The organism is Solirubrobacter ginsenosidimutans, assembly GCF_027587205.1.
Genome location: NZ_JAPDOD010000027.1, coordinates 60,819 through 75,202, shown reverse-complemented (window position 1 = coordinate 75,202; position 14,384 = coordinate 60,819). Strand labels below are relative to the sequence as shown.

Sequence of the window (14,384 nt, the reverse complement as noted above, 5' to 3'; positions counted from 1 at the left end):
CACTCCCTGCCTCAAGCGCAAGGGCGATCAGCCGACGCAGGACACCTTTGCCCCTTCGCCAGGTGCGTTGGGGAAGTTGTCCCGGCGCGCCCCGTCGGAGCTTGTCAGGCACAGCTTGCGGCCGACCAGCACGGGGCTGGTCGGGAACTCGAGCGGGCCCTCGTCGCGCAGGCGCGAGGCGGCGAGCCCGTTGCGGAAGAACTCGCGCACCTCGCCCCGCCGGGTCACGACCGTGACCGCGTTGCGCTCGTTGGCGGCCGCGTAGACGTTGTCGTCGCCGTCGAGCACGATCCCGTCCGCGCCCTCGAGGTAGGGGTGCTGCACCCACACGTCGTCGAGACAGAGCGTGTCCGGAGTGAACGTCGTGTCGCAGCCCATCGGCGATCGCACCCGCCCGTGCCCGTCGAGGTAGACCCGCCAGATCGCCCCGCGCGCCGTGTCGGCGACGTACAGCGTCCCGTCACGCCCGAACGCGAGCCCGTTGGCGACGATGTGCTGGGAGCCGAGCGTGTTCGACGCCTGCCGCGAGGTGTCGGTGATCGTGATCTCCCCGGGCGGCAGGCCACGGACGTCGCGCCCGACGCCGCCCGGCAGCACGGTGTTCGCCAGCGGCTGCACGCGGAAGACCTCGGTGGCGACCTTGTCGCGCCCGATCCGCCACACGCGCCCCTGCGCCGTCCCGCCGTCGCTCACCCACAGCGAGCCGTCCTTGTCCCACGCGACGCCGTTGGCCCCGGGCACGCCGCTCGCGAACAGCGTCGCCGTCGGCGGCGACGCGGCGTCCGGCTTCAAAACGTCGATGTGATCGCTGTTGGTGACGTACAGCCGCCCGTCCGGCCCGAACGCCAGCCCCGCCGGCCCGCACGGCGCCGCGAGGTTGCCGACCACGGCGCTCACCCCGTCGCGGATGCGGAACACCGGGCACGGCGCGCCCGCCGGGGCGCGCCCGGCGGTGTACAGGTCGCCGCGCCGGTCGGCGGTCAGCCCCTCGATCCCGCCGCCGGCCGGGACCTTGAACACCGTCGTCCACTGCGCGTCCGGCCGCAACGGCCGCGGCCCGTCCCCGTCGCCCTGCGCGACGGCGGCCCCCAATCCCGCCGCGGCCACCGCCGCGACGGCCAACCCTGCACGAAGAAGCATGTTCCGGTCTCCCTTCGGAATGGACTCCGCGAGGACATACGTGCGCGGGAGGCGGGCGGTTGAAGCGGTGCATTCGCTGACTGCTGGATCCAGGCGCGCATGCCTCGGCCCAGCAGACGTCGGCGACGACGCAGGAGATCGCCGCCTCGGCGGAAGCGCTGGCCCACACGGCCGGTCAGCTCCAGGAGCTGGTAGGGCGCTTCCGCGTCAGCGCCTAGGTGGGTCAGGCCGCGGCGTCGGCCGCGAACTCCTCGGGGCCCTGCTCCGCCGCCGCCGGGTCCATCCACATGACCTGCCAGCCGTGGCCGTCGAGGTCGAAGAAGCTGCGTGAGTACATGAAGCCGTGGTCCTCGGCGTCGTCTGCCTCGGTGCCGCCCGCCGCGAGCGCGGCGGCGCCGACCGTATCGACCTCATCGCGCGACGACGCGCTGAAGGAGTACAGCGCCAGCGCGTGCGTGGTGGGATCGGCGATCGGATGCTTCGAGAACTCCGCGAACCGCTCGCGGCTGAGCAGCATGACGAAGGCGTGCTCGCCGACCAGCATGCAGGCGGCGGACTCGTCGGTGAACATCGGGTTGAAGCTGAACCCGAGCTTCGCGAAGAACGCCTTGCTGCGCTCGACGTCCGCTACGGGCATGTTCACGAACAGCATGCGGCCGGGGTGTGCGGGAGTGCTCATGGTGGGGTCTCCGATCGGTGCCTCGATGGCGTACGTCCTCCTAGACCCGCCCACCCGGCGGAACTCATCGGTCGAGCTCGGCTCCGGCGAAATCTCAGCCGTCGGTGCGCACGCGGTCGCGGCGGGCCAGCGACTTCTGGACCAGCAGGTTGAGCCCCATCAGCACCAGGACGGCGATCAGCAGCAGCGTCGCCAGCACGTTGACCTCGGCCGGGACGCCCTGACGGGTCGCGCCGAAGATGAACAGCGGGAACGTCTGCGTCTGGCCGGCGTTGAACGACGTGACGACGTAGTCGTCGAAGGAGATCGCCGCCGCCAGCATCGCCGCCGCGGCGACGCCCGGGGCGATCATCGGCAAGGTGATCTTGCGGAACGTCACCCACTCGGTCGCGCCGAGGTCCATCGACGCCTCCTCGATGTGGCGGTCCATGCCCTCTAGTCGCGCTTTCACTGTTACTACGACGTAGCTCACGGTGAACATCACGTGCGCGATGACGATCGTGACGAACCCGGTGCCGATGTTCAGCGTCAGGAACATCGCCAGCAGCGCCGCGCCGAGCACGACCTCGGGCGAGGACAGCGGCATGAAGACGAAGAAGTCCACCGTCGAGCGCCCGCGGAAGCGGTAGCGCACGAGCGCCATTGCCATGAACGTGCCCAGGGCGGTGGCGATCGCCGTCGAGATCAGCGCGATCTCGACTGAGTTGGTCAGCGCCTTGGAGAGGTCCGGATCCGCGAACGGGTGCTGCCAGTGGCGCAGGGTGAATCCCTGCCAGGTGAAGTTGAAGCGGCCCTTATTGTCGTTGAACGAGAACAGGACGACGATGAAGACCGGGATGAAGAGGTACAGCAGGGCCAGGAACGACCAGATGCCCAGGCCCCAGTGGCGCAGCTTGTCGTGCGACCTGCCGCCGCGCGAGGGCGCCGGCGCGGCGCTGGGAGCGGGCGGGGCTTCGGTGACCGCCATCTCAGATCGCCGCCTCGGTCAGGTTCTGCGTGCCCAGCAGCCGGGCGTACAGGAAGATGCCGATCAGGATGAACACCATCAACGTGAACGACAGCGCGGCCGCCGTCGGGTAGTCGAGGATGTTCAGGAACTTCGACTGGATCACGTTGCCGATCATGTACTGCTGCGGTGTGCCCAGCAGGGCGGCGTTGATGAAATCGCCGCACGCGGGGATGAAGGTCAGCAGCGAGCCGGCGAAGATGCCCGGCAGCGCCAGCGGCACCGTCACCTTGCGAAACGCGGTGGCCCGCGAGGCGTAGAGGTCGGTCGCGGCCTCCAGCAGCCGCCGGTCGATCTTCTCCAGCGCCACGTACAGCGGCAGTGCCATGAACGGCAGGAAGTTGTAGGTGATGCCCGCGATCACCGCCGTGCTGGAGGCCAGCAGCCGTCCGTCGTCGCCGAGCAGCCCGATGGTGCGGAAGAAGCTCACGACCGCGCCGTCGTCGGACAGGATCAGCTGCCACGCGACCGTGCGCAGCACGTAGGACATGAAGAACGGCAGGATGATCAGCAGCAGGATCAGCCCGCGCCAGCGGCCCGCGTGAAACGCGGTGAAGTACGCCAGCGGGAACCCGATGACCAGGCACAGGATCGTCGCGATCCCCGCATAGAGGATCGAGCGGCCGAACTGGGTCTTGTAGTCGCTGATCGCGTCCCAGTAGGTGTGAAACGCCCAGGTGAGGTTGTAGCCGTGCTCGGGATCGCCGCTCATCAGCGAGACGCTCGCCTGATTGAGCAGCGGATAGAGGAAGAAGAGCAGCAGCCACAGCAGGCCCGGGCCGATGAACAGCCAGGGGAGGAGCTTGCGGCGGGTCGCGAGGCTCATGCTCCGGTCACCTTCGCCATCGCCTCTTTCATCGTGCGCTCGTCGGTGTCCGACAGCGCCGGGTAGGGATGCAGCTTGGCCCGGATCTCGTCGGGCGGGAAGATCAGCGGGTTGTTGGCGATGTCGGGATCGGTCTTCTCGACGATCTCCTTGATGCCCTTCACCGGCGACAGGTAGTTCACGTAGATCGCCAGCTTGGCCGCGATCTCGGGCTCGTAGACGAAGTTCATCATCGTCTCGGCCGCGAAGACGTGCTCGGCCTTGTTGGGGATCATCATGTTGTCGGTGAAGAACATCGCGCCCTCGTCCGGGTAGACGAACTTCAGGTCCGGGTTGTCGGACTGCAGCTGGACGATGTCGCCCGAGTAGGCGAGCGCGACCCAGATGTTGCCCTTGGTCAGGTCGGTCGAGTAGTCGTTGCCGGTGAAGCGCCGGAACTGGTTGGCGTCGGCGTACTGCTGGATCTTGTCGATCGCCTTCAGGATCTGGTCGATCTTCGCCGTCGTGGGGTCGATCCCCATGCCCAAGAGCGTCGAGGAGGCCGAGTCGTACGGCTCCGAGAGCATCGTCACCCGCCCCTTGAAGGCCGGGTCGAACAGGTCGTTGATCGAGTTCAGCTCGCGCCCGGTCTTCTTCGGGTTGTAGCCGAGCCCGACCGCCCCCGATTGCCACGGCACCGTGAACTGGCGCTTCTTGTCGTAGGGGATGGTCCGCAGGTTGTCGACGAGGTTCGCGGTGACGTTCGGGATGTTGTTGCGGTCGAGCGCCTGCACGTAGTGGTTGCGCACCCACTTGGCCGCCATCGGGTCCGTCAGCACGACGATGTCGCGCCCGATCGACTGGTTGGCCTGCAGCTGCTGGCGGACCTTGCCGTAGAACTCGTCGTTGTCGTTGATGTCCTCGACGTACTTGACGTGCCCGCCGTAGCGCTGGTCGAAGGTCTTGAGCACCTTCTTGTCGATGTAGAGCGGCCAGTTGGAGAACGTCCAGTCCCCGATCGGGACCTTCGGGTGGTGGATCGTCGGGATCGGCGTCGCGGCCTTCTGCGCGCGCTCCAGCGTCCCCTCGATCCCGCAGCCCGCGAGCGAGCTCGCCAGCGCGAGCGAGCCGGCCCGGCCGAGGAAGACGCGCCGCGTCGTCCGCGGATCAGTCACGGTCGACCACGAACGTGTGCTCCGGGCTCCAGGCCAGCTGCACGTCGCGCCCGACGCCCAGCGAGTCCGGCTCCGCGCCCTCCGTGTTCTGCGTGAACACGTTGAGCTCCTCGCCGCCCGCGGTACGGATGATGTACTGGATCGAGACGCCCAGGAATGCGGCGACGACGACCTTGCCGCGCAGGATGTTGGACCCGTCCGGTACCGCGTCGCCCTCCGGGAAGAGCCGGATCTTCTCCGGTCGCACGCCCACGCGGACCTCGTGGGTCCCGTGCGGGCCGCAGCGCTCGGTCGGCACGTTGAGATCCGCCCCGTCGTGCGTCTCCAACCGCGTGTGCCCGTTGTTGACCGCACGCACCTGCGCGTCGACGAGGTTCGAGATGCCGAGGAAGTTGGCCACGAACGCGGTCTTCGGGCGCTCGTAGAGATCGGTCGCCGAGCCCGCCTGCTCGATCTTGCCGACGTTCATGACCGCGATCTCGTCGGCCATGGTCATGGCCTCCTCCTGATCGTGGGTGACGTGCACGAACGTGATCCCGATGTCCTGCTGGATGCGCTTGAGCTCGATCTGCAGCTGCTTGCGCAGGCGTAGGTCCAGCGCGCCGAGCGGCTCGTCGAGCAGCAGCGCCCGCGGGCGGTTGACCAGCGCGCGCGCCAGGGCCACGCGCTGCGCCTGGCCGCCGGAGAGCTGGCCGGGCTTGCGCTTGGACAGGTGGGCGAGCTGAACCAGTTCGAGGGCGTCGCCGACCCGCTTGCGGACCTCGTCCTTGGAGACCTTCTTGCGCTCGAGGCCGAACGCGACGTTCTTCTCGACCGTCAGGTGCGGGAAGAGCGCGTAGGACTGGAAGACAGTGTTGACGTCGCGCTTGTACGGCGGCGCTTCGGTGACGTCTGCGCCGCCGAGGAAGACGCGCCCTTCAGTCGGGTTCTCGAACCCGCCGATCATGCGCAGCGTCGTGGTCTTGCCGCAGCCACTCGGTCCCAACATCGCGAAGAAGTTCCCGCGTGGGATCGACAGCGTGAGGTCGTCCACCGCCTTCATATCGGCGAAACGCTTCGTCACACCCTCGAGATGGATGTCGGCCTCGGCCTGCGTTGCTGCCACCCTCGCTCCTTCCGTCTGACCATTGCCCACCCTTCCGGTTAGACGTTAACGACACAATGGACAGTGGGTCGGATGTTCCGCAATGATGCATGACAGAGCGTCATGCTGAGCCTTGCCGATGTGTTGGACCTACCCGTGGTGCGCCGGGCACTACCGGAGGTCGTGATCGGCGACGCCGGCCTGGGGCGGGAGATCCGCTGGGCGCACGTGATCGAGATGCCCGATCCCGACGATCTGCTCAAGGGCGGCGAGCTCGTGCTCACCACCGGGCTCGGCGCGGGTGACGAGGCGCGCCACCAGGCCGCGTGGAGCGCGTCGCTGATCGATCAGGGCATCGCCGCGCTGGCGGTCGAGCTGGGCTCGAGCTGGCGCGAGGTCCCCGCGCCGGTCGTCGCCGCCTGTGCGCGCGCGAACATTCCCGTCGTCGCCTTCCACCGCCCGGTGCGCTTCATCGAGATCACCGAGGCCGTCCACGGCGCCGTGATCAACGCGCAGTTCGCGCTGCTCGCGCGCGGGGAGGAGATCCACCGGCGCTTCACCGAGCTGATCCTGCAGGGCCGCGGCGTGCCCGAGATCCTCGCCGAGCTGGTCGGCGCGATCGGCAACCCGGTCGTGCTCGAGGACGCCGGCGGCGGGCTCGTCTACTACGTCAGCGGTCCGCACGGCGACGACCTCGCGCTCTCGGCGTGGGCGGACGTGCACCGCGCGGAGGACCGCGGCGAGGCCGCCGAGGGGATGTTCGCCGCCGAGGTCCGCCTGCTGGATTCCTCGTGGGGGCGCCTGCTCGGCCTGGCGCTGGAGAACCCGCTCGACGACTTCGATCGCGTCGCCGTGGAGCGGGCGGCGCTGGCGGTCGCGATCGGCCTGCTCGCCCAGCAGCACGACGAGCAGCTGCGGGCGCGCTCGCGCGGGGCGTTCCTGTCGGACCTGGCCGACGGGCGGGTGGAGGAGGGCGACGCGCGCCGCCGCGCGGACGCGCTCGGCATGAACCCCGGCAGCCGCGGCGCGCTCCTGCCGATCGTCGCCACCTGGCGCGCGCCGTCGTTCGCCCGTCGCCGCGGCTCCGCCGACGCCGGCGAGGCCCGCGTGGCCGACGGGATCACCTGGACGCGGCTCTCCGGCGAGCTGCGCACCGCACTTTCCTCGACCGGCCTGCCCGTCCTGCTCGGCCCGCGCGACGTCGACCTGCTGATCCTCGTCGCGCTCGGCGCCCGCGGCTACGACGCGGCACTGGCCGAGCACATCGCCCAGCTCTTCCACGGCGCGCTGGACCGCCACGGGCTCGGGCCGGATGACGCGGCGCTGGCGATCGGCGGCCCCGCGGACACGTGGGTCGCGGCGGGGCAGGCACTGCGGCGGGTGCGGCGGGGCGCGGGCGCGGCGACCGCGCTCCCGATCGCCCGCTGGCACGACGCTCGGCGCCCCGGCGTTGCCGACCTACTGCACGACCTGCGCGACACGCCCGAGCTCGACGCGTTCGTGGAAGAGCAGCTCGGCCCGCTCCTCGGCGACGCCGCACCCCGCTCGCGCGCCCTGCTGGAGACGCTCGAGGCCTATCTCGCGGCCGGCGGGCGCAAGGCCGAGGCCGCCCGCGCGCTGCATCTGGAGCGCCAGTCGCTGTACCTGCGGCTGCGCCGGATCGAGGAGACGCTCGGCGTCTCGCTCGACGACGAGGACGTCGTGCTCGGCCTGCATCTCGCGGTGCGGGCGCTGCGCTTCCGCCGCGGCCTGCGCGCGATGACCCGCTAGCGATCCAGCCAGGCGAGCAGCTGCTCGGCGATCGCCGCCGGCGTCGGCGGGCAGCCCGCGATCCGGATGTCGACCGGCAACACCGCGTCGAGCGAGCCGACCAGCTCGGCCGGGTCGCCGAGGACGTTGCAGCCCAGCGCGCAGTCGCCGAGCGCGGCGACGAGCCGGGGCTCGGGCATCGCTTCGTAGGCGGCGCGCAACGGCCCGGCCATCCGCGTCGTGACCGGGCCGGTGACGAGCAGGATGTCCGCGTGGCGAGGGGAGGCGACGATGTCGAGACCGAACCGCGGCAGGTCATACAGCGGGTTGCCGGCGGCACCCAGCTCGTGCTCGCACCCGTTGCACGAGCCGGCGTCGACGTGGCGGATCGCGAGCGAGCGAGGGCGGCCGCGGGTGAGCCCGGTGTCGCGCCGGAGCGTGGCGAGCTGGCGCAGGAGGACGAACATCAGCGATCCACGCAGGCGTAACAGAGCTCGAAGCTCTTGTTGATCAGCGGGAAGTCGGGCAACAGGCAACCGGCCGCGGCGTGCGCGACGGCCGGCCAGTTGGCGTAGGAGGCCGTGCGCAGGCGCAGGCGGGTGACGCGGCCCGCGGCGAGCTCGACGGCGCAGGTCGTCGCGCCGCGCGGGGACTCGACGCGGCCGATCCCGAGGCTCGACACCGCATCGCGCGCGGTCGCCGCGCCGGCCGGCACCGGCGCCGACAGCACCTCATCGAGCGCCGAGCACGTCGCCTCGATCTCGGCCGCGCGGACCTGCAGGCGCGCGGCGACGTCGCCGGTGGCGGCGAGCGGACCAGCCGGAGTGAAGCTCCCGAACCACAGGCGCGGGCTGTCCTCGCGCACGTCGCGGCGCACCCCGGCGGCGCGGGCGGCAGGCCCGACGGTGCCGAGGCGCTCGGCGTCTTCGCGCCCGAGCACACCGACGCCGTCCAGCCGCGCCTGCAGCGACGCCGCGAACTCGAGCTCGCGCCAGGCGGCGGCCGCGTCGGTGCGCAGCGCGCGGACGCCGGCGCGGGCTCCGGCGGCCTCCTCGGCGGTCAGGGCGACGACGCCGCGGGCGACCGCCACCGAGCCGAACAGGAAGCGGTGCCCGATCAGCTGGGCGTTGAGGCGCTGTGCGCGCTCCTTCAGGGCGGCGAACGCCATCGCTCCGGGCGCGAAGCCGACGCCGGAGCACAGCGCGCCGATGTCGTGCAGGTGGTTGTAGAGGCGTTCGAGCTCGAGCAGCAGCGTCCGGGCGACGCGCAGGGCGCGGTCCGGCCACAGCCCGAGCGCCTCCTCCACGGCCTGGGCGTAGGCGATGGTGTTGGCCACCGCGCAGGCGGCGCAGGCCCGCTGGGCGTAGGCGAGCGCCTCGTCGGGTCCGCGGCCCTCGGCCGCGCGCTCGAGGCCGCGGTGCTTGTAGAAGAGCCGCGGGTCCAAGAGCAGCACGCGATCGCCGACGGCGTGGAAGCGGAAGTGGCCGGACTCGATCACGCCTGCGTGCACCGGCCCGACCGCGATCTCGTGCACGCCGTCGCCGGTCACGGGCGTCGTCCAGCCCGCGGCCGGGTGCGCGACCAGCGCTCGGTGCGGCTCGTGCCCGGGGAACCGCAGGCCGTGCAGGTCGCGCGCCTCGCGCTCGTCCCATTCGGCCGCGCCGACGAGGTCGACGATCGTCTCGGCGTGGTCGGCAGGGCAGGAGAGGACGCGCACCGTGCCGGGAGCGGTGAACGCGGCACGCCACGCGCCGTCGCTCGCCCATGCGCCGGCGAAGCGCTCGCCGTGGGCCGTCGCGGCGCGGACCGCCGCGCGCCAGTCGGTCACGTGCTCGATCGCGGTCACAGCAGGCCGTCCACGAGAGCGGAGCCGGGGACGAGCGTTGCGGCGGCCGTCAACGCGAGCAGCCCGGCACCGAGCGCGACGGTCAGCGCGGCGATCTGCCGCTCGGAGCGCCGTGCCGCGTGCAGCCGCTTGACCGGATCGCCGATCACGCCCTCGATGAGGGCGTGCAGGAGGCCGAGGAACCCGAGCGCGAGCGCGACCACCGCGACGGCGACGACCGCCGTCTCGCCCGCGGCGACGCCCCCGAGCGCGATCAGCAGCTCCGAGACGAACAGCGGCGAGGGCGGGAGTCCTGCCAGCGCGATCAAGCTGACGCTCATCGCCGTCGCGGTGGCTGCGTTCGCCACCCCGGCCGGCGCGTGCGTGGCGGCTTCCGGGTCGGCGCGCAGCAGCGGGAGCGCCGCGTAGAAGCCGAGCGCCTTGGCGAGCGCGTGGCCGGCGACGTGGATCAGCACCCCGGCGATCGCCAGCGGCGTTCCGAAGCCGATCCCCAGCGCGATCACGCCCATGTGCTCGAGGCTCGAATACGCCAGCAGCCGCTTCCACGGCGCCTGTCGCCAGAGGAACGGAATCGCGACGATCATCGAAGCGAGCCCGAAGCCGATGAACACGGCTCCCGCGGTGCCCGCGCCGACGCTCGCCTGCAGCGCCGACTTGGCGCGCCACGCGACGAGCACCACGGTCGGCAGGAGCGCCGCGGACAGCAGCGCGCTGATCGGGGCGGGCGCCTCGCTGTGGGCGTCGGGCAGCCAGTTGTGCACCGGCGCCCAGCCGATCTTGGTCGCGAGCCCGGCGACGATCAGCAGGAACGCCACCAGCGTCGCGTCATGCGGGAGCGCGTTCGCCCGTTCGAGCGCACGCCAGTCGAGGGCGTGCAGGCCGGTGTGCCCCAGGCCCGCCTGCCCGGCCGCGACCACGATGATCCCGAGCAGCGCGAGCGACAGCCCGAGCGTCGTCAGCACGAGGTACTTCCAGCCGGCCTCGAGGGCGTCGCGGCGCCCGGTGAAGGCGACCAGCAGCGCCGACACCGCCGTCGTGGCCTCGACCACGAGCCACGCGACGGCGAGGTTGCCGATCAGCGGCACGAGCAGCAGCGCCGCCCAGAAGAGGTGCAGCGCGGCGTAGTACGCGCGCCGTGAGCGCGTCGCGGTGAACCAGCTGCGTGCGCTGGTGCGCAGGTAGCCCGGCGAGACGAGCGCGCTGCAGAGGCCGACGACCGCGATCACCGCCACGAACACGCCGCTCGCCCCGTCCACGCGCAGCCAGCGCCCGTCGACGGCGGGCGCCGCGCCGTGCGCGAGGGCGGTGACCGCCAGCGCGAGCGCCGCGGCCGCGGTGACGCACGCGGCGACGACGTTGAGCCGGTCGGTGTCGCGGGGCGTCCTGCCCAGGCAGACGAGGGCCGCGCCGGCGGCGGCGAGCAGGGGGACGAGGGCGGCGAGCTCAGTCACGCAGGCCTCGCAGGCGCTCGGTGTCGCCGGTGCCCAGCTCCTCGTGGATGCGGCGCGTGAACGCCGCGGCGACGGCGACCACGAGCCCGAGGTCCAGCAGCGCGCCCAACTCGACGACGTACGGCAACCCGCCCGGGACGGAGATCGCGAGCAGCGAGAGCCCGTTCTCGGCGACGATCAGCCCGAGCAACTGGAACAGCGCCGGGCGGCGCGCGATGACGATGCTCACGCCGACGACCACGACCGCGACCGAGAGCTGCTCCGCCTGGGCGCCGCCGAGCCCCAGCGGCGGCACGAGCAGCACCGCCAGCAGGGCGACCGCGGCGGCACCGGCGAGGCGCACGAGCGGCCCGGCGGCGGCCGCCACCAGGCGCGGCTCCCGTGTGTGGCGCACCACGAGCAACAGCAGCACGGGGAGCGCGACCGCCTTGGCGAGCAGCACGAGGCTCGCGACGAGGAACTCGCTCGAGCGATCCGCGGCGAGGTCCAGGGCGATCAGCCCGAGGGTCAGCGACTGCGCGGCGACGAGCACGATCGCCAGCGAGCGCCGGCGCACGACGATGACGCCAAGAGCGAACACCAGGACGAGCACGCTCATCGGACAACCCCCGGTCCGTCGGTCCCTGGGCCATGCGTGTGGACCCTCGCCTGCGGGTTGCCAGGGTCGCTCATGTGCCGACGCCCGCCAGCCACGCCGCCGCGCCCGCCAGCGCCACCACGGAGCCGAGCGCGAGCAGCCCCGGCACCCGCAGGATGCGCAGCTTCGCCTGCGCCGTCTCGAGCGCGGCGAGCGCGACGCACAGCAGCGCCACGCCGGCGGCGAGCAGGACGAGGCGCAGCGCGAATGGCCCCCAGTGCGGCAGGAACAGCTCGGCGGCCAGGACGAGCACGACCCAGTGGCGCGCCGCGGCCGCCCACTGCAGGTACGCGAGATCGCGGCCCGCGTACTCGAGCAGCGGACCCTCGTGGATCATCGTCAGTTCGAGGTGGGTGTCCGGGTTGTCGACCGGCTGGCGCCCGGTCTCGGCCACGACCACGAGCGCGAAGGCCAGCAGCCCGCACCAGTGCGCGGGCTCCCGCCAGATGTCGCCGCCGGCGGCCGCCACGCTCATCGCCACCATGTCGGTGGAGTGCGCCGGTTGCGCGGCCAGCAGCAGCGCGAGCACCAGCAGCGCCTCGGCGAAGACGGCGATCATCACGTCGCGCGCCGCGCCCATCAACGCGAATCCGTTGCCCGTGTCCCATGCCGACGCCGTGAGCGCGAAGCGCGCCAGCGCCAGCAGCCCGACCAGGACGAACGCGTCATGGCCGAGCCCGAGCCCGCCGGAGCGCCCGCCGACGGGCACGAGCGTCAGCGCGGCGAGCAGACAGGCGGCGACGAGCGGCGGGACGACTCGGTAGACCGGCCCGGCACCGACCGGGTCCACCGCGCTCTTGCCCCACAGGCGCCGCAACGTGCGGTGCGGCTGCAGGGCCGACGGCCCGCGCCGCCCCTGCGCGCGCGCCTTCAGCACCTGTACGGCGCCGGGCAACACCGGCGCGACGAAGACGCCGGAGAGCTGAACGGCGGCGGCGACGACGCTCATCCCAGCGCCCCCATGCGGGCCAGTGCGAGGAGGCCGAGGACGAGCGCCAGCAGGTACGCGGCGTACGTGCGGACGTTGCCGGTCTGCAGCCGGCGCATGTGTGCGGCTCCGTCGAGCGCGGCGCGGATCGCGGGGCGATAGAGCAGCCGCTCGACCGGCGAGGAGACCAACCGGACGTACCGCACGCGCTGCACGAGGCCGCCGGCGCGGACGACCTCGAGCGCTCGCTGCGGGCGGATCGCCGACTCCAGGACAAGCCGCAGCGGCTTGCTGAACCCCGCCGACGTCCACCGCAGCGCCGGCGTCACCGGCTGCCCGCAGACCCACGTCGGGGCCGGTGCCGCGCGCCGCGACCCGCGCGCCCACGCCAACAACGCCGTGGCGGCGACGAGGACGAGCGCCAGGGCGGGAGCGGGCAGGCCGGCCGGGCTCACCACGACGGGCGAGCCGGGCGCGAGTTCCGCGAGCGAACCGATCAGGAGCCCCGGCACGACCCCCAGCACGACGCACAGCGCGGCGAGCACCGCGAGCGCCGCGCGCATCTCGACCGGGACTTCGACCGCGGGCACCTCGCGCCGCGACTCCCCGAGCAGGACGAGACCGCCCACCTTGACGAAGCACAGCAGCGCGAGCGCCGCGGTCGCCCCGATCCCCGCGAGGCCGACGGCGCCGGCCACTCCGCCCGCGACCGGCCCCGCGAACGCCAGATGCGCCAGCGCCTGCAACGTCAGCCACTCCGACGCGAAGCCGTTCAGCGGCGGCAGTCCCGCGATCGCCAGGCAGCCGACGCCGAACGCGGCCCCGGTCCACGGCAGCTGGCGCAGCAGGCCTCCGAGGTGGTCGAGGTCGACGCTGCCGGTGGCGCGCTCGATCGCCCCCGCCCCGAGGAACAGGAGCGTCTTGAACACCGCGTGGTTGACGATCTGCAACAGCGCCGCGGCGAACGCGAGCGCGGCCCAGACCGGGTCCAGGAGTAGGACCGAAGCGCCCAGCGCGGTCACGGCGATCCCGACGTTCTCGATCGTGCTGTAGGCGAGCAGCCGCTTGAGGTCCTGCTGCACGATCGCCGAGACGACGCCGACCAGCGCCGACAACAGCCCGGCGCCGAGCAGCGCGAAGCCGAGCCAGCGCGGCGGCGTGCCGAGCCATTCGAACTCGACGCGGATCAACCCGTAGAGCGCGACCTTGACCAGCATCCCCGACATCAGCGCCGAGAACGGGGCGGGCGCGACGGGGTGCGCGTGCGGGAGCCAGGTGTGCAGCGGGACGAGACCGGCCTTCGTGCCGAAGCCGATCAGCGCCGCGACGGCCACGACGGTCTGCGCGCCGGCACCGAGCGGGCCGGGGGCCGCCAGCGCCAGCAGCGCGATCCAGACGCCCGCGCCACCGAGATGCGTGACCGCGACATAGGTCTGGACGGCAGCGCGGACCTGCGCGTCCCGGCGGGTCACGAGCATCGCCGCCGCGGGCGCGAGCGTCATCAGCTCCCAGAACGCGAGGAACGTCGTCACGTCGCGTGCCACGAGCACGCCCGTCAGCGCGAGGAGGAACAGGCCGCAGAGTGCACCGGCGGCGGGCGAGCGCAGGTACGCGCGGGCGTAGATCAGCGTCGGCACCGCGGTCAGCGCCAGCAGCGCGAGGAAGAGCCCGCTGAGCGGGTCGAGGCCGAGCGCCGGTGACGCGCCCTCGTGCCAAGACGACCCGACCGACTGCCTGTCGGCCAGCGCGACCGCTCCGGCGGCGCCGAGCAGCGCCATTCCGGCCGCCTGCGCGGCGAGACCGGCGCGCAGACCGCCGGGCATCGCGGTGCAGGCACCCGCGAGCGCCAGGATGAGCGCTCCGGCGAGCGCGAGCCAGCCCATG

13 protein-coding genes are annotated in these 14,384 nt (G+C 72.4%); 1 reads left to right on the top strand and 12 read right to left on the bottom strand.

Features of this window, described 5'->3' with window-relative positions:
* Positions 1-27: 27 nt before the first annotated feature.
* The 6 genes from OM076_RS25895 to OM076_RS25870 all read right to left on the bottom strand — a co-directional run bounded on the left by OM076_RS25895 (position 28) and on the right by OM076_RS25870 (position 5,910).
* Positions 28-1,140, bottom strand: a complete 1,113-nt coding sequence (locus tag OM076_RS25895) for an SMP-30/gluconolactonase/LRE family protein (protein WP_270042996.1) — start codon at positions 1,138-1,140, stop codon at positions 28-30.
* 223 nt (positions 1,141-1,363) lie between these two features.
* Positions 1,364-1,819, bottom strand: a complete 456-nt coding sequence (locus tag OM076_RS25890) for a VOC family protein (RefSeq protein WP_270042995.1) — start codon at positions 1,817-1,819, stop codon at positions 1,364-1,366.
* Positions 1,820-1,913: 94 nt separating this feature from the next.
* A complete protein-coding gene (locus tag OM076_RS25885; protein WP_270042994.1) occupies positions 1,914-2,786 on the bottom strand; it encodes an ABC transporter permease in 873 nt (290 codons plus the stop codon).
* A 1-nt stretch (position 2,787) separates the two neighbouring features.
* Positions 2,788-3,651 carry an ABC transporter permease gene (locus tag OM076_RS25880; protein ID WP_270042993.1) on the bottom strand — a complete coding sequence of 288 codons (864 nt, stop codon included), beginning with the start codon at positions 3,649-3,651 and terminating at the stop codon, positions 2,788-2,790.
* Entirely contained in the window at positions 3,648-4,805 is a 1,158-nt protein-coding gene (locus OM076_RS25875) for a polyamine ABC transporter substrate-binding protein (protein ID WP_270042992.1), read from the bottom strand. The genes OM076_RS25880 and OM076_RS25875 overlap by 4 nt, the downstream gene beginning before the upstream one ends.
* A complete protein-coding gene (locus OM076_RS25870; protein WP_270042991.1) occupies positions 4,798-5,910 on the bottom strand; it encodes an ABC transporter ATP-binding protein in 1,113 nt (370 codons plus the stop codon). Before OM076_RS25870 ends, OM076_RS25875 begins: the two co-directional genes overlap by 8 nt.
* A 120-nt stretch (positions 5,911-6,030) precedes the next feature.
* On the opposite strand from OM076_RS25870, the gene OM076_RS25865 reads away from it, so the two are divergent.
* Complete coding sequence (locus tag OM076_RS25865; RefSeq protein WP_270042990.1) at positions 6,031-7,659, top strand: PucR family transcriptional regulator; 1,629 nt, start codon at positions 6,031-6,033, stop codon at positions 7,657-7,659.
* Here the strand turns inward: OM076_RS25865 and OM076_RS25860 are convergent.
* The 6 genes from OM076_RS25860 to OM076_RS25835 all read right to left on the bottom strand — a co-directional run bounded on the left by OM076_RS25860 (position 7,656) and on the right by OM076_RS25835 (position 14,383).
* Entirely contained in the window at positions 7,656-8,105 is a 450-nt protein-coding gene (locus OM076_RS25860; protein WP_270042989.1) for an NADH-quinone oxidoreductase subunit B family protein, read from the bottom strand. The genes OM076_RS25865 and OM076_RS25860 overlap by 4 nt on opposite strands.
* Positions 8,105-9,484, bottom strand: a complete 1,380-nt coding sequence (locus OM076_RS46320) for a hydrogenase large subunit (protein ID WP_270042988.1) — start codon at positions 9,482-9,484, stop codon at positions 8,105-8,107. Before OM076_RS46320 ends, OM076_RS25860 begins: the two co-directional genes overlap by 1 nt.
* Positions 9,481-10,935, bottom strand: a complete 1,455-nt coding sequence (locus OM076_RS25850; RefSeq protein WP_270042987.1) for a proton-conducting transporter transmembrane domain-containing protein — start codon at positions 10,933-10,935, stop codon at positions 9,481-9,483. The genes OM076_RS46320 and OM076_RS25850 overlap by 4 nt, the downstream gene beginning before the upstream one ends.
* A complete protein-coding gene (locus OM076_RS25845) occupies positions 10,928-11,533 on the bottom strand; it encodes a hypothetical protein (RefSeq protein WP_270042986.1) in 606 nt (201 codons plus the stop codon). The genes OM076_RS25850 and OM076_RS25845 overlap by 8 nt, the downstream gene beginning before the upstream one ends.
* 70 nt (positions 11,534-11,603) lie before the next feature.
* Complete coding sequence (locus OM076_RS25840; protein ID WP_270042985.1) at positions 11,604-12,521, bottom strand: respiratory chain complex I subunit 1 family protein; 918 nt, start codon at positions 12,519-12,521, stop codon at positions 11,604-11,606.
* Entirely contained in the window at positions 12,518-14,383 is a 1,866-nt protein-coding gene (locus OM076_RS25835) for a proton-conducting transporter transmembrane domain-containing protein (RefSeq protein WP_270042984.1), read from the bottom strand. Before OM076_RS25835 ends, OM076_RS25840 begins: the two co-directional genes overlap by 4 nt.
* Between the last annotated feature and the right edge of the window lies 1 nt (position 14,384).

Excerpts from the sequence above, each read along its gene's own strand:
- OM076_RS25895 (WP_270042996.1), bottom strand. The coding sequence starts at position 1,140 with ATGCTTCTTCGTGCAGGGTTGGCCGTCGCGGCGGTGGCCGCGGCGGGA.
- OM076_RS25890 (WP_270042995.1), bottom strand. The coding sequence starts at position 1,819 with ATGAGCACTCCCGCACACCCCGGCCGCATGCTGTTCGTGAACATGCCC.
- OM076_RS25885 (WP_270042994.1), bottom strand. The coding sequence starts at position 2,786 with ATGGCGGTCACCGAAGCCCCGCCCGCTCCCAGCGCCGCGCCGGCGCCC.
- OM076_RS25880 (WP_270042993.1), bottom strand. The coding sequence starts at position 3,651 with ATGAGCCTCGCGACCCGCCGCAAGCTCCTCCCCTGGCTGTTCATCGGC.
- OM076_RS25860 (WP_270042989.1), bottom strand. The coding sequence starts at position 8,105 with ATGTTCGTCCTCCTGCGCCAGCTCGCCACGCTCCGGCGCGACACCGGG.
- OM076_RS25845 (WP_270042986.1), bottom strand. The coding sequence starts at position 11,533 with ATGAGCGTGCTCGTCCTGGTGTTCGCTCTTGGCGTCATCGTCGTGCGC.
- OM076_RS25840 (WP_270042985.1), bottom strand. The coding sequence starts at position 12,521 with ATGAGCGTCGTCGCCGCCGCCGTTCAGCTCTCCGGCGTCTTCGTCGCG.
- OM076_RS25835 (WP_270042984.1), bottom strand. The coding sequence starts at position 14,383 with ATGGGCTGGCTCGCGCTCGCCGGAGCGCTCATCCTGGCGCTCGCGGGT.